Origin of the sequence: Gordonia sp. 135, assembly GCF_009720185.1 — a bacterium.
Classification (GTDB): Bacteria; Actinomycetota; Actinomycetes; order Mycobacteriales; family Mycobacteriaceae; genus Gordonia; species Gordonia alkanivorans.
In genome coordinates this window covers 3,851,836-3,868,221 of sequence record NZ_CP046257.1, presented here as the reverse complement: position 1 = coordinate 3,868,221, position 16,386 = coordinate 3,851,836, and the positions used below count along the sequence as shown (strand labels likewise).

At 67.7% G+C, this 16,386-nt stretch carries 24 protein-coding genes; 15 read left to right on the top strand and 9 right to left on the bottom strand.

Translation table 11 applies throughout. The features are described from left to right. The first annotated feature begins 104 nt into the window (after positions 1 to 104). A complete protein-coding gene (locus GKZ92_RS17695) occupies positions 105 to 254 on the top strand; it encodes a hypothetical protein (RefSeq protein ID WP_155225483.1) in 150 nt (49 codons plus the stop codon). Here GKZ92_RS17695 and fdhD read toward each other — a convergent pair. From fdhD to GKZ92_RS17670, 5 genes are all read right to left on the bottom strand, one after another. Further along, the gene (fdhD, locus tag GKZ92_RS17690; RefSeq protein ID WP_075863937.1) at positions 244 to 1,104 is read right to left on the bottom strand and encodes a formate dehydrogenase accessory sulfurtransferase FdhD; all 861 of its coding nucleotides are present in this window, start codon (positions 1,102 to 1,104) and stop codon (positions 244 to 246) included. The genes GKZ92_RS17695 and fdhD overlap by 11 nt on opposite strands. 16 nt (positions 1,105 to 1,120) lie before the next feature. Continuing rightward, on the bottom strand, positions 1,121 to 1,570 hold the full coding sequence (gene dtd / locus GKZ92_RS17685; protein ID WP_035755010.1) for a D-aminoacyl-tRNA deacylase: 450 nt from the start codon (positions 1,568 to 1,570) through the stop codon (positions 1,121 to 1,123). A 54-nt stretch (positions 1,571 to 1,624) separates the two neighbouring features. Continuing rightward, entirely contained in the window at positions 1,625 to 2,125 is a 501-nt protein-coding gene (locus GKZ92_RS17680; protein ID WP_042376819.1) for a hypothetical protein, read from the bottom strand. 146 nt (positions 2,126 to 2,271) lie between these two features. Beyond that, a complete protein-coding gene (locus GKZ92_RS17675; protein ID WP_035755013.1) occupies positions 2,272 to 3,018 on the bottom strand; it encodes an SIMPL domain-containing protein in 747 nt (248 codons plus the stop codon). Continuing rightward, complete coding sequence (locus GKZ92_RS17670) at positions 3,015 to 3,407, bottom strand: phage holin family protein (protein WP_127962578.1); 393 nt, start codon at positions 3,405 to 3,407, stop codon at positions 3,015 to 3,017. The genes GKZ92_RS17675 and GKZ92_RS17670 overlap by 4 nt, the downstream gene beginning before the upstream one ends. Before the next feature lie 295 nt (positions 3,408 to 3,702). Between GKZ92_RS17670 and infA the strand changes: the two genes are divergently transcribed. From infA to truA, 8 genes are all read left to right on the top strand, one after another. Next, positions 3,703 to 3,924, top strand: coding sequence for a translation initiation factor IF-1 (infA, locus tag GKZ92_RS17665; RefSeq protein ID WP_004023539.1), 222 nt, complete (start codon positions 3,703 to 3,705; stop codon positions 3,922 to 3,924). A 119-nt stretch (positions 3,925 to 4,043) separates the two neighbouring features. After that, positions 4,044 to 4,157, top strand: coding sequence for a 50S ribosomal protein L36 (gene rpmJ / locus GKZ92_RS17660; RefSeq protein ID WP_005207978.1), 114 nt, complete (start codon positions 4,044 to 4,046; stop codon positions 4,155 to 4,157). Between the two features lie 210 nt (positions 4,158 to 4,367). Further along, positions 4,368 to 4,736, top strand: a complete 369-nt coding sequence (gene rpsM / locus GKZ92_RS17655; protein WP_006360180.1) for a 30S ribosomal protein S13 — start codon at positions 4,368 to 4,370, stop codon at positions 4,734 to 4,736. Next, positions 4,736 to 5,143 (top strand): 30S ribosomal protein S11, encoded by a 408-nt coding sequence (rpsK, locus tag GKZ92_RS17650; protein ID WP_004023536.1) that lies wholly within the window; start codon positions 4,736 to 4,738, stop codon positions 5,141 to 5,143. Before rpsM ends, rpsK begins: the two co-directional genes overlap by 1 nt. A 24-nt stretch (positions 5,144 to 5,167) precedes the next feature. Further along, positions 5,168 to 5,773 carry a 30S ribosomal protein S4 gene (gene rpsD / locus GKZ92_RS17645; RefSeq protein WP_035755016.1) on the top strand — a complete coding sequence of 202 codons (606 nt, stop codon included), beginning with the start codon at positions 5,168 to 5,170 and terminating at the stop codon, positions 5,771 to 5,773. Positions 5,774 to 5,862: 89 nt separating this feature from the next. Beyond that, on the top strand, positions 5,863 to 6,915 hold the full coding sequence (locus tag GKZ92_RS17640; protein WP_005197582.1) for a DNA-directed RNA polymerase subunit alpha: 1,053 nt from the start codon (positions 5,863 to 5,865) through the stop codon (positions 6,913 to 6,915). 81 nt (positions 6,916 to 6,996) lie between these two features. Continuing rightward, on the top strand, positions 6,997 to 7,563 hold the full coding sequence (gene rplQ / locus GKZ92_RS17635) for a 50S ribosomal protein L17 (protein WP_006360178.1): 567 nt from the start codon (positions 6,997 to 6,999) through the stop codon (positions 7,561 to 7,563). A 19-nt stretch (positions 7,564 to 7,582) separates the two neighbouring features. Further along, the gene (truA, locus tag GKZ92_RS17630; protein WP_081790136.1) at positions 7,583 to 8,458 is read left to right on the top strand and encodes a tRNA pseudouridine(38-40) synthase TruA; all 876 of its coding nucleotides are present in this window, start codon (positions 7,583 to 7,585) and stop codon (positions 8,456 to 8,458) included. On the opposite strand, the gene GKZ92_RS17625 is transcribed toward truA, so the two are convergent. From GKZ92_RS17625 to GKZ92_RS17615, 3 genes are all read right to left on the bottom strand, one after another. After that, entirely contained in the window at positions 8,455 to 9,090 is a 636-nt protein-coding gene (locus GKZ92_RS17625) for a TM2 domain-containing protein (RefSeq protein ID WP_035755020.1), read from the bottom strand. The two genes, truA and GKZ92_RS17625, sit on opposite strands and share 4 nt — an antisense overlap. 68 nt (positions 9,091 to 9,158) lie before the next feature. Continuing rightward, complete coding sequence (locus GKZ92_RS17620) at positions 9,159 to 9,665, bottom strand: hypothetical protein (protein WP_035755022.1); 507 nt, start codon at positions 9,663 to 9,665, stop codon at positions 9,159 to 9,161. 48 nt (positions 9,666 to 9,713) lie between these two features. Next, complete coding sequence (locus GKZ92_RS17615) at positions 9,714 to 10,784, bottom strand: alpha/beta fold hydrolase (protein WP_035755024.1); 1,071 nt, start codon at positions 10,782 to 10,784, stop codon at positions 9,714 to 9,716. Between the two features lie 192 nt (positions 10,785 to 10,976). On the opposite strand from GKZ92_RS17615, the gene GKZ92_RS17610 reads away from it, so the two are divergent. Continuing rightward, complete coding sequence (locus tag GKZ92_RS17610) at positions 10,977 to 11,648, top strand: DedA family protein (RefSeq protein WP_035755026.1); 672 nt, start codon at positions 10,977 to 10,979, stop codon at positions 11,646 to 11,648. A gap of 9 nt (positions 11,649 to 11,657) precedes the next feature. On the opposite strand, the gene GKZ92_RS17605 is transcribed toward GKZ92_RS17610, so the two are convergent. After that, complete coding sequence (locus tag GKZ92_RS17605) at positions 11,658 to 13,148, bottom strand: MinD/ParA family ATP-binding protein (RefSeq protein WP_035755028.1); 1,491 nt, start codon at positions 13,146 to 13,148, stop codon at positions 11,658 to 11,660. A 430-nt stretch (positions 13,149 to 13,578) separates the two neighbouring features. On the opposite strand from GKZ92_RS17605, the gene GKZ92_RS17600 reads away from it, so the two are divergent. Genes GKZ92_RS17600 through GKZ92_RS17580 form a run of 5 tightly spaced genes read left to right on the top strand, consistent with a single transcriptional unit; the run spans position 13,579 to position 16,302 of the window. After that, positions 13,579 to 13,965: a hypothetical protein gene (locus tag GKZ92_RS17600; RefSeq protein WP_035755029.1), complete on the top strand. Its 387-nt coding sequence runs from the start codon at positions 13,579 to 13,581 to the stop codon at positions 13,963 to 13,965. 8 nt (positions 13,966 to 13,973) lie between these two features. After that, positions 13,974 to 14,288, top strand: coding sequence for a YbaB/EbfC family nucleoid-associated protein (locus GKZ92_RS17595; protein WP_006360170.1), 315 nt, complete (start codon positions 13,974 to 13,976; stop codon positions 14,286 to 14,288). Positions 14,289 to 14,345: 57 nt separating this feature from the next. After that, positions 14,346 to 14,654 carry a type VII secretion target gene (locus GKZ92_RS17590; RefSeq protein WP_035755030.1) on the top strand — a complete coding sequence of 103 codons (309 nt, stop codon included), beginning with the start codon at positions 14,346 to 14,348 and terminating at the stop codon, positions 14,652 to 14,654. Then, positions 14,651 to 15,994: a hypothetical protein gene (locus tag GKZ92_RS17585; RefSeq protein WP_155225482.1), complete on the top strand. Its 1,344-nt coding sequence runs from the start codon at positions 14,651 to 14,653 to the stop codon at positions 15,992 to 15,994. The genes GKZ92_RS17590 and GKZ92_RS17585 overlap by 4 nt, the downstream gene beginning before the upstream one ends. Then, positions 15,991 to 16,302 carry a PE family protein gene (locus tag GKZ92_RS17580; protein ID WP_006360167.1) on the top strand — a complete coding sequence of 104 codons (312 nt, stop codon included), beginning with the start codon at positions 15,991 to 15,993 and terminating at the stop codon, positions 16,300 to 16,302. Before GKZ92_RS17585 ends, GKZ92_RS17580 begins: the two co-directional genes overlap by 4 nt. Positions 16,303 to 16,386 lie beyond the last annotated feature (84 nt).

Sequence of the window (16,386 nt, the reverse complement as noted above, 5' to 3'; positions counted from 1 at the left end):
CGGCAAGGTGGGCGCGGTTCTGCCGATGCTCCGCTCACCGTTTCCGCTCCCGCTCACCCGATTTCGGTGAGCGGGAACGGATCGTGTGAGCGGCCCGCTGATCCGTGGCACATCTACGGCCGGGCGTCGCGGTGTGGTCGGTGCTCGCGGTGGTCGAGTACGCATACCGTCTCTGGATGACGACAGAGGACCCGGCAGTCTCGTTGCTGAACCATATCGACGCCGCGATCGCGGCATCCGCGTTCAGCGACTGACGGTCTGGGGGCGGTCAGCCCGCGCGCCGACGACCCGATCCGCCCGCGTGTAGACGACCATCGACTCGCCGCGGGAGAACCCGATCAGGGTGATGCCGAAGTCGTCGGCGAGGTCGGCGGCCAGGGACGAGGGTGCGGACACCGCGCTCAGCATCGGGATACCCGCCATCGCCGCCTTCTGTACCAGCTCGAAGCTGGCGCGACCCGAGACCTGAAGAACGGTGCCGGACAGGGGAAGTCGGTCGGCGAGGACGGCCCAGCCGATGACCTTGTCGACGGCGTTGTGCCGGCCGACGTCCTCGCGGACGACGAGCAGTTCGCCGTCGGCGTCGAAGAGTGCCGCTGCGTGCAGCCCGCCGGTCTTGTCGAAGACATCCTGCTCGGCGCGGAGACGGTCGGGGAGGCCGAGCAACGTGTCGACGTCGACCGTCAGCGTGTCCGCGGCCGGATCGTGAGCGGACGCGGTGTGGACGGATTCGATGCTGTCCTTGCCGCACACTCCACAGGCGCTCGTCATGGTGTTGCGACGGGCGACGCCGGGTGCGGGCGGCGGAACGTGGGGGGCGAGGGAGACGTCGACGACGTTGTAGGTGTTGGCGCCGGTCGAGTCGGTGCCCGCGCAGTACCGGGCCGTCGAGTAGTCGCCGCCCGCGGTGATGACGCCTTCGGAGACGAGGTACCCGGCCACGAGCTCGAAGTCGCTGCCGGGGGTGCGCATGGTGACGCTCAGCGGCTGACCGCCCACGCGGATCTCCAGTGGCTCCTCGACGGCCAGGGTGTCGGCGCGTTGCGTTGGGGCCGCATCGCGTCGGATGCGGGTGACGCGGCGTCGTGCGGTTACTCGTCCCACGCTTCGACCTTAGTCCTCAGACGTCGAGGATCAGGGTGACCGGCCCGTCGTTGACCAGGCTCACCTGCATGTTCGCCCCGAACCGTCCGGTGGCGACGGTGGCCCCGGCGTCGCGCAGGGCAGCGGCGACCGCGTCGACGAGCGGCTCGGCCACCGGGCCCGGGGCGGCGGCGTTCCACGACGGCCGGCGTCCCTTGGCGGTGTTGGCGTACAGGGTGAACTGGCTGATGACCAGGATCGGTGCGTCGATGTCGGCGGCCGCCTTCTCGGGTCCGTCGTCGCCGTTGAAGATCCGCAGGCGCCAGATCTTGTCGGCGAGTTTCGCGGCGTGGTCGGGGGTGTCGTCGTGGGTGGCGCCGACGAGGGCGACGATGCCGGACCCGCCGGCCGGGATGTCGAGTTCGCCGACGATCTCACCGTCGACGGTCACGCGGGCTTCGCTTACTCGCTGGATGACGGCTCGCACCGACCCAGGATGCCAGGCTGAATGGTCCCTTACCGGAGCAGGTGGGCGACGCGGCTACTTGATCTCGATGTCGCCGTCGAACTCGTAAGGAGTCGCCGCGGGCTCACATCCGCTGAACGAACCGGTTGGTGCAGGACCGTTCACCCCGACCTTGCTCGGATCGCCCTTTCGTACCGTGATCTGCACGGCGAGCGCGTCCTGCAACGGGGCGGGGATCAGATTCGGGTCGGTCGCGCTGATGGGATAGACCAGGGACGCGGTGTCGCCGTCGGTGTGGATGCAGGTGATCGGTCCCTTGACCTTGAACGGCAGGGGATTGTCGTCGTCGCCGGCCAGCAGCGTGGCTTCGTACGTGCCGGTGGTCTTGCCCTCCGCGTTCGTGGCGCCCACGGCCTTGATCGCGAGGAGGTCGAGGTCTGCGATCTCGAGTTCGCCCTCGATCATCAGCGACTTGGTCTCCGCGGCATCGGCCGGTGCCGAGACCCCCAGTGTTGCGAACACTGCGGCGGCCGCCAGGGCGGTGGTGCTGAGAGCGCGTGCTCGGAAACCCGTCATGACAATCTCCTTCGGTCGACCGTGGTCGGGTACCCAGGGGCGGACCCTGAAAACCATCCCCGAAGTACGCCCTCCACAGACCGTCTGACGACACTGTGCCGCCGGCGGCGCTGCCGAGGGTGCCTCTGAGGGGCGCTTCTCAGCGCTCAGTTGAGCCCGAAGGTCACCGTGACCGTGAAGGTCAGCTCCTGCTCGCCGGGCTCGATGGGCACGGGCGACGCGGCGACGTCGCGCTCGAAGGTGCCGGGGGAGGCGGGCTGTTCCTGACCGCTGGTCGTCTCCTTGATGGTCAGCACCTTGCCGAGTGAGTCGTCGGCGAGCGAGGCGTACTGCTCGGCGCGGCCGCGGGCGTCGTCGAACGCCGCTTCCCGGGCCTCCTTGAGGAGCTGCGAGTCGTCGTCGATGGTGAAGGAGACGTTGCTGATCCGGGTGTTGTCGCCGCCCGCGGTGGCGGCTGCGCTCAGGACCGTGGAGGCCGTGGAGATGTCGCGGATCGTGACGCGGATGGAGTTGGTCGCCATGTAGCCGCTGATCTGACTGCTGCCACCGGGGGCGGGACTGGAGTACTGCGGGGTCACCGACACCTGCTGGGTGGCGACGTCCTTGCGTTCCACGCCTGCGTCGACGACGGCATCGGTCACCGCGCGCACCTTCTCGCTCGTCTCGTTCAGTGCGGTCGTCACGTCGCCCGCGGTCGCCTCGACGCCGATGTCGGCGCGAAGGGTGTCCGGCGCGCCGCTGACCTGTCCGGTGCCGACGACGGTGACCGAGCGCTGTTGGTCGACGGCGCCGTCGCTGCCGCACGCGGCGAGGGCCAGGACGAGTGCGGACACGACGGCCGCCCCGAGTCCTGCGCGTCGCACGCCGACCGATGACCTCACAACCGCCCTCATCGGTCCACCGGATCCCGCATCAGCAGCCCGAGCAGCCAGCCGACGACCGACACGACGATCGCGCCGAAGATCGCCGACCAGAAGAAGTCGTCGACCTCGAGACCCCAGTGCGTGGTGTTCCGGGTGATCCAGGCGGTGATCTCGAGCATCAGCGCATTGATCACGATGTGGATGAGCCCCAGCGTCAAGATGTAGAAGGGGATCGAGATGATCTGCACGATCGGCTTCACGAACGCATTGAGGACGCCGAAGATGACCGCCACGACCAGCGCGATCCCGACCTTCTCTGCAGTCGTCGACCCGCCTACGAACTCGATTCCCGGGACGATCAGAGTCGCCACCCACAACGCCACCGCGGTGCACACGGTGCGGACCAGAAATGCCAGCATGCGCAACAGTCTGCCAGTACGACCGTGCCGGAAACGTCCGTCTGATGTGCGAGTCGGGCGGAATGCGGTGGCCGACCGGCACGCATTTGGACTGTTCCCGCAGTTCGCGTAACATAGATCGTCGGTGCGTCTCGCGTGCCCGCATCCGCGTGTCCCCACGCGGATCGGAGCGCTCGCACCGGGTGTTGGTCCTCGCCGAGCGGTGACCACACCTTAACGGACAAACACTGATTCAACCGGGCCAACGACGCAGCACCACCCGGGTGTCGCGGAAACGGCCAGGATCGCGGAGGAAATGGCGAAGAAAGACGGGGCCATCGAGGTCGAGGGTCGAGTGATCGAACCCCTGCCCAATGCGATGTTTCGCATTGAGCTGGAGAACGGTCATAAGGTTCTCGCCCACATCAGCGGCAAGATGCGGCAGCACTACATCCGCATCCTGCCCGAGGACCGGGTCGTCGTGGAACTCTCGCCCTACGACCTTGCTCGTGGGCGAATCGTGTACCGCTACAAATAAGACTTTCCCGGCCTCGCCGGGAGAAGACTTCCCGGACATCCGTCTGGGAGGAGACCGACACCCACGTGTACGGCCGTGTTCAGGCGTGCGCGCGGGCGAACCGAGCAGGAGAGATTGACGTGAAGGTTCAGCCGAGCGTCAAGCCGATCTGCGAGAAGTGCAAGGTGATCCGCCGCAACGGTCGGGTCATGGTGATCTGCGAGAACCTGCGTCACAAGCAGCGTCAGGGCTGATCACGCGCACCCTCCGGGTCGCTTGAGTCAGAACAACTGAATACAGACAACTGAAGATCAGAAGACCTCTCAGCACCAGTGGCGACAGACGCGTCACCGCCTACCTCCGGATCAGAGGCCGGAGCCCACGAGGCCGGACACACGGTTCGGCACCAGCTCGCGGGACGGACTGGGAGAAGACCTCTGGAAATCGAAAAGGAAATCCGCCACATGGCACGTGTTGCTGGTGTGGATCTCCCCCGCGAAAAGCGGCTGGAGATTGCACTGACCTACATCTACGGAGTTGGACGCACCACCTCCAAGGAGATCCTCGCGGGAACGGGCCTCAGCCCCGACCTCCGGGCGAAGGATCTCACCGACGCAGACGTCTCGAAGCTGCGTGAGTACATCGAAGCCTCGGTGAAGGTCGAGGGTGACCTGCGTCGCGAGGTGCAGGCCGATATCCGACGCAAGATCGAGATCGGCTGCTACCAGGGTCTGCGCCACCGTCGTGGCCTGCCCGTCCGCGGACAGCGCACCAAGACCAATGCCCGCACTCGTAAGGGCCCGAAGAAGACCATCGCCGGGAAGAAGAAGTAATGCCTCCGAAGTCACGTAGCGCAGGCCCCAAGAAGGGCACCCGCCGTCGCGATAAGAAGAACGTCCCGCACGGCCACGCGCACATCAAGTCGACGTTCAACAACACCATCGTGTCGATCAGCGATCCCAGCGGAAACATCATCAGCTGGGCGTCGTCGGGCCACGTCGGTTTCAAGGGCTCGCGCAAGAGCACCCCGTTCGCGGCTCAGCTCGCGGCCGAGAACGCTGCGCGCAAGGCCCAGGAGCACGGCGTCAAGAAGGTCGACGTATTCGTCAAGGGACCGGGTTCGGGTCGCGAGACCGCGATCCGCTCCCTGCAGGCAGCCGGCCTCGAGGTCGGCACCATTTCCGATGTCACCCCGCAGCCGCACAACGGTTGCCGTCCGCCCAAGCGGCGTCGGGTCTAGTCGGGAAAGGGAGGAACAGAGAAAATGGCTCGTTATACCGGCCCCGCAACAAAGAAGTCTCGTCGCCTTCGCGTCGACCTGATCGGTGGTGACGCCGCATTCGAGCGTCGCCCCTACCCGCCCGGCCAGCACGGCCGCTCGCGGATCAAGGAGAGCGAGTACCTGCTCCAGCTGCAGGAGAAGCAGAAGGCGCGCTTCACCTACGGAGTGATGGAGAAGCAGTTCCGTCGCTACTTCGAGGAAGCCAATCGTCGCAACGGCAAGACCGGTGACGAACTGCTGAAGCTCCTCGAGACCCGTCTCGACAACGTCGTGTACCGCTCGGGCATCGCACGGACCCGTCGTCAGGCCCGCCAGTTGGTCAGCCACGGCCACTTCACCGTCAACGGTGTGAAGGTCGACGTCCCCAGCTACCGCGTCAGCCAGTACGACATCATCGACGTCCGTCCGAAGTCGCTGCAGACCGTCCCGTTCCAGATCGCCAAGGAGCTCGTCGGCGATCGTCCGGTCCCGGGTTGGCTCCAGGTCGTGCCCTCGACCCTGCGTATCCTCGTGCACTCCGTGCCCGAGCGCGCTCAGATCGAGGTCCCGCTGACCGAACAGCTCATCGTCGAGTTCTACTCCAAGTAGACGCTCGAGCAAGACCAGCCCGACAGCTACCTGCTGTTCGGTTCACTTTCGAGGTCGTCATATAGCGGGCGGCCAAAGGAGAAAACGAAATGCTCATCTCACAGCGACCCACCCTCACCGAGGAAGTCATCGCCGAGAACCGGTCGAAGTTCGTCATCGAACCGCTCGAGCCGGGCTTCGGTTACACCCTCGGTAACTCGCTGCGTCGTACCCTGCTCAGTTCGATTCCGGGTGCTGCCATCACCAGCATCCGCATCGACGGAGTGCTCCACGAGTTCACCACCGTCCCCGGGGTCAAGGAAGACGTCACCGACATCATCCTGAACCTCAAGGGCCTCGTGGTCTCCTCGGACGAGGACGAGCCGGTCACCATGTACGTGCGCAAGCAGGGTCCGGGCACCGTCACCGGCGCCGACATCGTGCCCCCGGCCGGTGTCACCGTGCACAACCCCGATCTGCACATCGCCACCCTTAACGACAAGGGCAAGCTCGAGATCGAGCTCGTCGTCGAGCGGGGCCGCGGCTACGTGCCGGCCGTGCAGAACAAGGCGTCGGGTGCCGAGATCGGCCGTATCCCGGTCGACTCGATCTACTCGCCGGTGCTCAAGGTGACCTACAAGGTCGAGGCCACCCGTGTCGAGCAGCGCACCGACTTCGATCGGCTCGTGCTCGACGTGGAGACCAAGAACTCGATCAGCGCGCGTGACGCGCTGGCGTCGGCGGGCAAGACCCTGGTGGAGCTCTTCGGGCTCGCCCGGGAGCTCAACGTCGAGGCCGAGGGCATCGAGATCGGACCGTCTCCGGCGGAGGCCGACCACATCGCGTCGTTCAGCCTGCCGATCGAGGATCTCGAGCTGACCGTCCGTTCGTACAACTGCCTCAAGCGCGAGGGTGTTCACACCGTCGGCGAGCTGGTTGCCCGGACCGAGTCGGATCTGCTCGACATCCGCAACTTCGGCCAGAAGTCGATCGACGAGGTCAAGGTCAAGCTGCACGCACTCGGCCTGTCCCTCAAGGACAGCCCGGCCAGCTTCGATCCGTCGCAGGTCGCCGGATACGACCCCGCCACCGGTACGTGGTCGGAAGACGCGTCGTTCGACGCCGATTCCGGTGAGGATTTCGCCGAAACCGAACAGCTCTAGTCGCCTCCGGCGGCGGCTGTCACGCTCGCCCAAACCCTGACTTCCCGCTCGAGTGATCGGGAGTCCTCCTAGGAGAAGACAATGCCCAAGCCCACCAAGGGACGCCGCCTCGGCGGGTCGGCCAGCCACCAGAAAGCGATGCTGGCGAACCTCGCCACCTCGCTCTTCGAGCACGGCCGCATCACCACCACCGAGGCCAAGGCCAAGCGCCTGCGCCCGTACGCGGAGAAGATCATCACCCACGCCAAGGCCGGCAAGCTGGCCAACCGCCGTGAGGTGCTGAAGGACATCCGCAACAAGGACGTCGTGCACACGCTGTTCGACGAGATCGGCCCGTTCTTCGCCGATCGCAACGGTGGATACACCCGCATCATCAAGACGCTGCCGCGCAAGGGTGACAACGCCCCCATGGCCGTGATCGAGCTGGTTCGCGAGACCACCGCGTCGAGCGAGGCGTCGCGCGCGACCCGTGTCGCCGCGTCCAAGAAGGCCGAGGAGAACGTGGTGGAGGCCGTCGAGGCCGACGCCACCGACGCCGAGGTCGCCAACGCCGACGCTGTCGCCGAGGCCGTCGACGACGAGTCGACCGCTGCCACCGCCGTCGAGGCGGAAGAGGCGACCACCGACGCAGACGACGACAAGAAGTAGTCGACTGAGTCGAGAACTGCTGACCGAACCCGTCGGCCCGGATTCCGGTGCCGGCGGGTTCTGTCGTCTGCGCTTCGACCTCGGCTACGACGGCACCGATTTCGCCGGGTGGGCACGGCAGATCGGGCAGCGCAGTGTGTGCGAGGAACTCGAGACCAGGTTGTCGACGATCCTGCGGGTCCCGGTCCGGCTGACGGTGGCCGGGCGGACCGACGCCGGTGTGCACGCCACGGGGCAGGTCGCACACGCCGTCGTCCCGCGGTCGGCGTTGGAGACGCGGTCGATCGCCGGGGACCCGTCGACGCTGGTCGGCCGGCTGGCGAAGATGTGTCCGGACGACATCCGGGTGAAAGAGGTCCGGGTGGTCCCGGACGCGTTCGATGCGCGTTTCTCCGCGCTACGGCGCCACTACCGCTATCGGCTCGACGACTCGCGGTGGGGGCCGGAACCCGTGGTCGCGCGGACGACTGCGACCTGGCGCCGCCCGCTCGACGTCGACGCGATGAACGCCGCGTCGACGGAACTCTTGGGGCTGAACGACTTCGCCGCCTTCTGTCGGCGGCGGGAGGGTGCGACGACGATCCGGGACCTGCAGCGCTTCTCGTGGACGCGTGACGCGGACGGCGTGCTCGTCGGTGAGGTCAGCGCGGATGCGTTCTGCTGGTCTATGGTGCGGTCGCTGGTGGGTGCCGTCGCCAGCGTCGGCGACGGCCGGCGGAGCGTCGACTGGTGCAGTGCGTTGCTCGCGGAGAAGGCGCGCAGTTCGCAGGTGCCGGTGGCCGAGGCCAGGGGACTGTGCCTGGTCGGCGTGGACTATCCCGCCGACGACGAACTCGCCGCCCGCAACACGGTGACCCGCGACGTGCGCGGAGCCACCGGTTGCTGCGGAGGCTAGTTACCGAGCTTGAGGCCGTTCTTGTCCCGGACACTTCCGGTCAGCATCATGATGCCGTCGACGAGGGCCCAGATCGCCACACCGAAGATCAGCACGAATCCGATCAGGAAGATCGCGGTGATGTAGCCGATGATCGTCAGGCCGAGCTGGATGCCGCCGATGGTGTTGTCGCCGATGTAGAAACGGCCGACACCGAGCGTGCCCAGGAAGATCTGCAGCAGACCCGCCACGAGCTTCGACTTGTCCGACAACGGTTCGCCCGTCGCGGGGTCGCGGCCGTACGGCGCGCTCGGATCCGGTGCTCCGGGATAGCCGTAGCCGGCCGGTGCACCGTACGGGGGTGCACCGTACTGCGGGGCGTCGTACTGAGGTGCGCCGTACTGCTGCCCGCCCCCGTACTGCTGCCCGCCCCCGTACTGCGGCGGGGTGCCGTATTGCTGCTGGGCCTCGTATCCCTGCGGTGTCCCGTATCCCTGTGAGGCATTGTCGGGTGTCCCGGACGGCGGCGGCGCGTACCCCGCGTTCGGGTCGGTGCCGTAGGTGGGGGTGCCCGGCTGGGAGGTGTCCGCGGGCGGGGGTTGTTTCACGAACGGGTCGTACGGCTTGTCGCCGGGGTTCTCCGGGCTGGTCATCGGTCGGTCCTCCTCGGTGGGTCCTGCGTGGTGTCGTCGGGTCGGTGTGGTCGTGTCGGGTCGTGCGGTCAGGCCATCGCGGCAAGGGTGCGGGCGTAGTTGACGCGACCCGAGACGTCACCCATGGTGACCGGCGAATACGCCGGGATGTTGGTGACGTGCAGGAAGCCGCCCGCGCCGCGCACGGTCACCTGGATGTATCCGGTGGTACTGCGTTCCTTCATCAGCAGGAACAGCAGGCTGAGAAAGCACACCATGAAGAAGCCCACGATGGCCAGTACCAGCCCCGTCTGTGACATCCGTTCGGTCGACACGGACATGTCGGTGACGACCCACTGCGTACCGGCGATGGGGCAGGTACCCGACGGCGTGATGACGAAGCTCTGGGTGCACGTGATGTCGCCGATGACGACGAGCGGCTGCTCGGGGACCGGTGCGCCGCCGTACTGATACGGTGCCGGATTCGCTTGTGGCGCACCGTACCCGGGCACGGCGAAACCGGGGCTCGAGTCGTACTCGGAAGGTTGGTGGCCGAACGGCGTCGTACCGTCCGGCCCGTCGCCCGGGTGGGTCATGGACTCATGGTTGCACAGACCTGTGACGGAGGACGGCGGTGCGCGGACTCAGGTCGCGTTGCGCTCGTCCTCGAAGGCCTCCATGACGATCTCGAGTGTGTCCTCGTCGTCGATGAAGTCCTGCGGATGCGCGCCCTCAGACAGCAGATGCCGCCAGTTCAGCGGATCGAACACGATGGGGTCGTGCCGCGACAGGAAGTCGATGACCACCCGGCAGAACCGTTCCGGGTCGTCGCGGAACGGGAAATGTCCTGCGCCTTCGAACGTTTCGAGTTCCGAGTGGGGGATCGCGGAGTGGGCGAGTTCGGCGTGGTGATAGGGGATGACGATGTCCTCGTCGCCCCAGATCAGCAGGACCGGGAGTCGTTCGGTGAGGTAACAGCGGTCGAGCATGGTGACCGACTGTCCGCGCCAGTCGACGACGGCCCGCAGGGTTCGCAGGAACGCCGCGTAGGCGGTTGGGTCGGCGAGATCGCCGAGGACGCGCATGAGGTCCTCATGGTCGGCGAGAAGGCGTTTGGGTGTGGCGGTCACCGGTGCGAACGGGAGCACCGGGGCGGCCGCGACGGCCTTGGCCGCGACTCGCAGTCCCGGCACGACGCCCGGAATCCGCAGCGCGGACAGGGCCTGGTGCACCACGGGCAGCGAGATGAGGCGCAGGGCCGGATTGACCTCCCGCGTCACCCCGCCGGCCGCGACGAGGACGAGACGCTCGACGAATCGCGGGAACTGGTAGCAGAACTGCATGGCCACGCCGCCGCCGAGGGAGTGACCGACGACGGTGACCTTGGTGTGGCCCAGGACGACCAGCAGATCGCGCATCCCGTTGGCGAACGCGGGGACGGAGTAGTCGGCGCGCGGCTTGTCGGAGCGGCCGTGGCCGAGGAGGTCCGGCGCGATGACCGTGTAGTGCTGCGCCAGGATCGGGATGACCTCGTCCCACGTCGACGAATTGTCGCCGATCCCGTGGATGAGCAGGAGCGCCGGACCGCTGCCGGCGATCCGGTAGGCGCGGCGGTAACCGTGGATCGTGTGATACTCGATGCGAACGTCGGTGTCCGAAACAGGACGCAGGGCCGGAGCCGGTGGCTTCGACGGACCGGGGGTCCTCGACGGCATTGTGGTTCCCCCTTCTTGCTCGAGGTGCGCTGCTTACGGTCGAGTAAACCCCACCTGCGTGGAGTTCGCGCGTCGGCGGTCGGGTGGGACGGATGACCCGACCGGCCGTCCCCGGCGACGCCACCGCGGCCCGCGGGGTCGTTCGGTCGGATCACCGCTCTCACCTGCGCGAACCGTTTACTGTGGGCCCTGATGAATCCGTTCGACGTCGAGTCCTTCGTGGCCACCGGTGGCCTGATCGGTCTGTGCGTCCTCGTCTTCGTCGAGACCGGGTTGCTGTTCGGTGTGATCTTTCCCGGGGACTCGCTCCTGTTCACCGCGGGTGTGTTCGCCGCGCAGCCGGACCCGTTCGCGCCGGTCTGGCTGGTGGTCCCCCTGGTGGCGCTCGCGGCGATCGCCGGGGACCAGTGCGGTTACTTCATCGGTCGCCGCCTGGGACGCAGCGTCGTCGAGGGTCGGATGATGCAGCGCATCGGGCCGCAGTACGTGACGCGAACCAACGCCTTCTTCGACCGATTCGGGCCGTTGACGGTGTTCTTCGGCCGGTTCATCGGCATCGTCCGCACGCTGGTGCCCCTCACCGCGGGCTTCAGCGGGATGCCTTACCGCGCGTTCACGTTCTTCAGCGTCCTGGGCAGCTTCGCGTGGGCGGGCGGGATCATCGTGGCCGGGTACCTGCTCGGCAACGTGCCGATCATCCGCGACAACATCGAGATCCTGATCATCGCGTCGGTACTCACGGTGGTGGTGCCGATGTCCGTCCACGCCGCGCGACGCTGGCGGGCGACGAGACGCCGGCAGGGCGTCGTCGCCGCAATGGACGTGACCCCGCCCGAGGATGAGGCGCCGCCGGAGGAGCGCTGATCCGGCGGTCTACCCGAGGTACGGCTCTTCCCGCGGCAGCGTGGTGCCCGAGAAGTCGTCGGCGATGGTGGCCGCGAGTTCGACGAACGACCGCTTGGCGGCCTTCGACATCAGTTCGAGGTCGACGTCGGCGCCCTCGGCGAGATGGTCGTCGAACGGGATCTTGTGGACCGCACGGCACCTGGTGAGGAAGTGCTGACCGAGCTGGTCGGTGTCGATGGTCGACGACCCCGGACGCGACGAACTCAGCACGACGACGGCCCGCGACACGAGGTGACCGAAGCCGTGGGCCTCGAGCCAGTCCAGGGTGGCGCCGGCACTGCGTGCGCCGTCGAGCGCCGGTGAGCTGACAAGGATGATCGTGTTCGCGAGGTCGAGGACACCGTTCATCGCCGAGTGGCTCAGACCGGTGCCGCAGTCGGTGATGATGATGTTGTAGAACCGCTGCAGGATGGTGACGACCCCGCGGTACTCGTCCTCGTTGAACGCCTCGGCCATCGCCGGATCGCGTTCGGAGGCAAGTACTTCCAGTCGGCTAGGGGCCTGCGACGTGTGGGCCCGGACATCGGAGTAGCGGTACACGTTCTGATCGGCGAGCAGGTCGCGAACCGTCGAACGCGTCTGCTGCGGGATACGTTGCGCGAGCGTGCCGAGGTCGGGGTTGGCGTCGACGGCGATCACCCGGTCCCCGCGCAGGGAGGCGAAGGTCGAGCCGAGACCGACGGTGGTCGTGGTCTTTCCGACGCCGCCCTTCAGCGACAGCACCGCGATGCGGTAGTCGCCGCGCACGGGTCGGTTCACCCGTTCGAGCAGCTGCTGGTAGGCGATGTCGCCCTGCGACTCACCGGGATTGATGGCACCGGCCGACATGGTGTGGACGGCGCGCCGCCAGCCGCGACTCGGTGCGCGTCGGGCTTTGCGGATCAGTGCGACCTCGTCCAGCGACGGACCACCCAGCGGCGGACCGTAACCTGCGGGCGCCTGCTGGGCCGCATACGCGGGTGCGGGTCCGGGGCCCGGACCGAACGGTCCCGGCGGCATCTGGCCGTTCCCGACCGGCGGACCGGCGGGATGTGCGGGGCCGGGAGCCCCGGTCTGCGGGAACGGTGGCGGCTGGTGAGTCGCCGGCGGGGGTGTGTGGTCGAACGTGGGCATGGGTCCCGGCCCGAACGGCGGGCCGGCGGGCGGCGTGTGGAAGTCCCGTCCTCGAGGCGTGTCGGGGAAACGGGCGGGTTCCGGAGCCGGCGGCGTGTGGGCACCTGCGGTTGCTTCCTCCGGTGGGCGCGGTGCATCGGGGCGCGGCGCCGGAACGGGATTCGGCGGCGCGATGCCGGGGGCCGGCGGGAAATCCGTCTCCCGGTCGTCGTTCGCGGGAGTCCGAGGCGCCGACGGTGGCTGCGGAGCCGGTGTCGGCTCCTGCGGAGGCGGCGCGAACTGCAGCCACGGGGGCGGTGCCGGCGCATCGGCGCCGTCGGGCGTCGTCGAGTTCTCGTACGTCATCGGGGAATCCTCTGGTTTTGCGGCCGGGCCGACCTGGCGAGCCGTGATCTGTGCGCGAGCATGATCACCGGCAGCATGCGAGGATCGATGAGGCATCGATCCTCGGTGCGATCTGCTTGCACTCTGACCGACTCCGGCAGCGTCGACGAGAGTCTACCCAAGGGTATGAGAGGATTTCGGACGAGCTCCACAGTTCATCTCACACTCTCGCTTCTACATACCGAATTCGGCGTGTGGTGGCGTTGATCGAGTTGTGGCAGGATCAGGCACTTGAACCCCAGGTGCGAGGCGGGGCGGCACCGTGGTCGTGGCTGGTCGACGACCCGGTGAACCGGCATCTGGGGGAGGCGGTTTCATCGAACGGGAATTCGATGGAACCGGGAGGAACCCCGTCTGCGTCTAAATCGGCGTGAAGGGGGGTTCGGCTTCTATGAGCTACACCGAAGGGGCGGCAGCGCATTCCGACGATGCGCGCACCGGCGACGATCCGTGGGCCGTCGTCCACCAGTTCTCGCAAGCGCGTTCGCGGTCGGGCGGTATCGCCGTCCGGACCACGGCCCAAGGCCTGCCGGTGGCCGTGCACATCGCCTCCACCGAACTCGACAAGCATCCGGAACTGTTGGCCGCCGACATCCTGCGCCTCTGCAAGCAGTCCGCGATGTCGGCCGGAATCCGGTTGCGCGAGAACCTGCTCGCGGCCGGGGCGGATCGCGATCTCGTCAACGAGATGAAGCTGCCGCAGCCCGAGGACCTGGCCGCGGCCGAAGAACGTGACGACGAGGAAGCCGACGCCATGACGTCGTGGTTGCGGCGATGAGTTGGGCGATGGACGAACTCGAGGCACGTGCCGCCCGTCAGCTGGACGGCCTGCGGTCCTTCCAGGAGAACCTCGAGGCGATCGCGGTGACGGTGACCTCGGCCGACGGCCTGGTGACGGTCGAGGTGGACGCCAAGGGCGCCCTGGTCGACCTCCGACTCGCACACGGCGCGAACGAACTGGGCGCCACCCGGCTCGGTGAGCAGATCGTGGCGACGTCGGCTCTTGCCGCACAACGGGTCTACGCGCGGGTGGCATCGGTGACCGAGGATTTCAACGAATCATTCGGCGACATGCTCGGCGCGCGTCCGGCGGGTGAATGACGTGAACCGGCCGACAGACGGTCGATCGACAGGACTTGCACTCACAAGGGGGTTGCGATGACGAACGTGAAAGTGACATACGAGGCGCTCGAAGGCTTCGCGGCGACGAATGCGGCGATGGCTTCCGCAATCGGGACGGCCGGGTCGATCGACGCCGCCGCCAACACTGCCGCAATGGTCCCGGTCTTCGGCCTCATCGGGCAGGAGTTCCTCGCGTCGTTCATCTTCGCGCAGGCCAACCATCTGATGTCGGTCGGGCAGCTCGCCGCGGTACACGCCGCGACCGCCGCCTCCACCGTCGCGGGTCTCGCCGAGTACGAAGGCACCGATGCCGCGACCGCTGCGGCGATCCGTTCGGTGCTGTGACCCCGTTCCCTCCGTTGCCGGGCCCGTTGCCCGGCGTCCCGGATGTACCTGCGCTCAGTCACATGACCGTGCAGGAGATGATCGATGCCAGTCCGCTGGGACCGATTCTCGATCGCACGGTCGCGGATGTGCTCGGGGGCCTTGGGCTTCCCCCGCTGCCGGTACTGCCGCCGTTGCCGCCGATGCCCGGGCTGCCGCCGATGCAGCCGCCCGATCTCGACATGTTCATCAAGCCGATCACCGATCTGCTCGGTGGTTTCGGCAGTGGTGACCTGAGCGGCGCCGGCTTCGACCCGACGATCATCTTCGACAGCCTCACCAAGGTGCTCGAGACGTCGATGACGATGGGGCAGAGCGCACTCAAGCTCGCCGATCAGCTGTGGGCGGGTCAGGGTGCGGTCGGTGCGGCCACCAAGACCGCCGAGGCCGGAACCAACAGCACTGCCCTGGCCGCGCAGGGGTCCGGGATCTCGATCGACACCAAGATGGCTGCCGCCATCGTCGCCAAGGGGCTGGCCGTGGTGCAGGGCATCGTCGCGGCGACGGTCGCCAAGATCTCGGCTCTGGTGCCGGTCATCATGAGCCCGGCGATCGCGGTCGGACTCAGTACCGCCGCCGTCGTCGCCGGGGCCGGGCTCGAGCTGGCCACCGCGGCGGTCGCCGTGACCCGGGCCGAACTGCTCGCCCCCACGACCGCCATGACCGCCAACGGTGCGCCGGTCGCGATCACCGGCGCACCGACCGCGGGTGCAGGGCAATCACCCTTCGCCCTGGCCGGCTCGGTCCTCGACGTGGTCTCCCCGGCGGTGTCGACGGCCATCGAACTGCCGTCCACGCTCATGCAGCCGATCAGCAAGATGCTCAGCGTCAATCCGGATTCGGCGATCGTCGCGCCCGCCGGGAGCCCGCTCACCAAGGCCAAGGGTGCCGGAGGCGGCGGCGGAGGTGGAGGCGGCGGCGGTGGCGGCGGCGGAATCGCCGGCGTGATGACGCCGCTGAGCGCCTCCCGGCCGACGGTGCCGACCGGCTTCGGCGGCGGCGAACCCTCCCTGGGATCGTCGGCGGCCCCGCGTGTCTCGACCACGCCCGCGGCGATGCCGATGGGCGGCGCCCCGATGGGTGCGGCCGGCGCCGGTGCACGCGGGGCGGGCGCCTCCGAAGGCCAGCACAGCGTGCCGGACTACCTCGTGACCGAGGACAACGGGCGTGCGGTGGTCGGTGACGACCCCGAGGTCGCACCGGCGGTCATCGGCCACGAAGAGGCGGCCGAGGCCGATTCGGGTCCCGACATCGAACTGCGGCTGGGCGTGCCCGGTCTGACACGAAACGAGGAAGCATGAGCAACGCACAACTTCGCGTCGAACCGGCCGAGTTGATCTCGGCTGCAGTCGATCTCGACAAGATCGCGGATCGGCTCGAGCTGGCGCTGAACGGTGCGGGGCCGAAGCTCACCGTCGACGCCCAGGGGCGCGACGAGGTGTCGACCGCAACCGCGGCCAGCTTTACGACGGTCGCCCGGGAGTTCGAAAAAGACACCGCCGGCGGCGTTCTCGAGCTCCGCAAGATCGCCGCGCTGCTACGGGCGCAGGCCTCCGGCTTCCTCGAAGGCGAGGCCGAGGCGGCCGCCGCCTTCAAGCTCCAGGTGTGATCCGACACAACTGACCGCTGCCGCCGCTGCGGCAGCCCGACTCGGACATCGCATCAGACTCGTCGCCCAGCAGAGGGGAGGGAC

What these genes read in the sequence shown, in the direction of transcription:
- GKZ92_RS17680 (WP_042376819.1), bottom strand. Translation starts at nt 2,125, where the DNA reads ATGACGGGTTTCCGAGCACGCGCTCTCAGCACCACCGCCCTGGCGGCC.
- GKZ92_RS17675 (WP_035755013.1), bottom strand. Translation starts at nt 3,018, where the DNA reads ATGAGGGCGGTTGTGAGGTCATCGGTCGGCGTGCGACGCGCAGGACTC.
- GKZ92_RS17670 (WP_127962578.1), bottom strand. Translation starts at nt 3,407, where the DNA reads ATGCTGGCATTTCTGGTCCGCACCGTGTGCACCGCGGTGGCGTTGTGG.
- infA (WP_004023539.1), top strand. Translation starts at nt 3,703, where the DNA reads ATGGCGAAGAAAGACGGGGCCATCGAGGTCGAGGGTCGAGTGATCGAA.
- rpsM (WP_006360180.1), top strand. Translation starts at nt 4,368, where the DNA reads ATGGCACGTGTTGCTGGTGTGGATCTCCCCCGCGAAAAGCGGCTGGAG.
- rpsK (WP_004023536.1), top strand. Translation starts at nt 4,736, where the DNA reads ATGCCTCCGAAGTCACGTAGCGCAGGCCCCAAGAAGGGCACCCGCCGT.
- rpsD (WP_035755016.1), top strand. Translation starts at nt 5,168, where the DNA reads ATGGCTCGTTATACCGGCCCCGCAACAAAGAAGTCTCGTCGCCTTCGC.
- GKZ92_RS17640 (WP_005197582.1), top strand. Translation starts at nt 5,863, where the DNA reads ATGCTCATCTCACAGCGACCCACCCTCACCGAGGAAGTCATCGCCGAG.
- rplQ (WP_006360178.1), top strand. Translation starts at nt 6,997, where the DNA reads ATGCCCAAGCCCACCAAGGGACGCCGCCTCGGCGGGTCGGCCAGCCAC.
- GKZ92_RS17625 (WP_035755020.1), bottom strand. Translation starts at nt 9,090, where the DNA reads ATGACCAGCCCGGAGAACCCCGGCGACAAGCCGTACGACCCGTTCGTG.
- GKZ92_RS17620 (WP_035755022.1), bottom strand. Translation starts at nt 9,665, where the DNA reads ATGACCCACCCGGGCGACGGGCCGGACGGTACGACGCCGTTCGGCCAC.
- GKZ92_RS17615 (WP_035755024.1), bottom strand. Translation starts at nt 10,784, where the DNA reads ATGCCGTCGAGGACCCCCGGTCCGTCGAAGCCACCGGCTCCGGCCCTG.
- GKZ92_RS17610 (WP_035755026.1), top strand. Translation starts at nt 10,977, where the DNA reads ATGAATCCGTTCGACGTCGAGTCCTTCGTGGCCACCGGTGGCCTGATC.
- GKZ92_RS17605 (WP_035755028.1), bottom strand. Translation starts at nt 13,148, where the DNA reads ATGACGTACGAGAACTCGACGACGCCCGACGGCGCCGATGCGCCGGCA.
- GKZ92_RS17600 (WP_035755029.1), top strand. Translation starts at nt 13,579, where the DNA reads ATGAGCTACACCGAAGGGGCGGCAGCGCATTCCGACGATGCGCGCACC.
- GKZ92_RS17595 (WP_006360170.1), top strand. Translation starts at nt 13,974, where the DNA reads ATGGACGAACTCGAGGCACGTGCCGCCCGTCAGCTGGACGGCCTGCGG.
- GKZ92_RS17590 (WP_035755030.1), top strand. Translation starts at nt 14,346, where the DNA reads ATGACGAACGTGAAAGTGACATACGAGGCGCTCGAAGGCTTCGCGGCG.
- GKZ92_RS17580 (WP_006360167.1), top strand. Translation starts at nt 15,991, where the DNA reads ATGAGCAACGCACAACTTCGCGTCGAACCGGCCGAGTTGATCTCGGCT.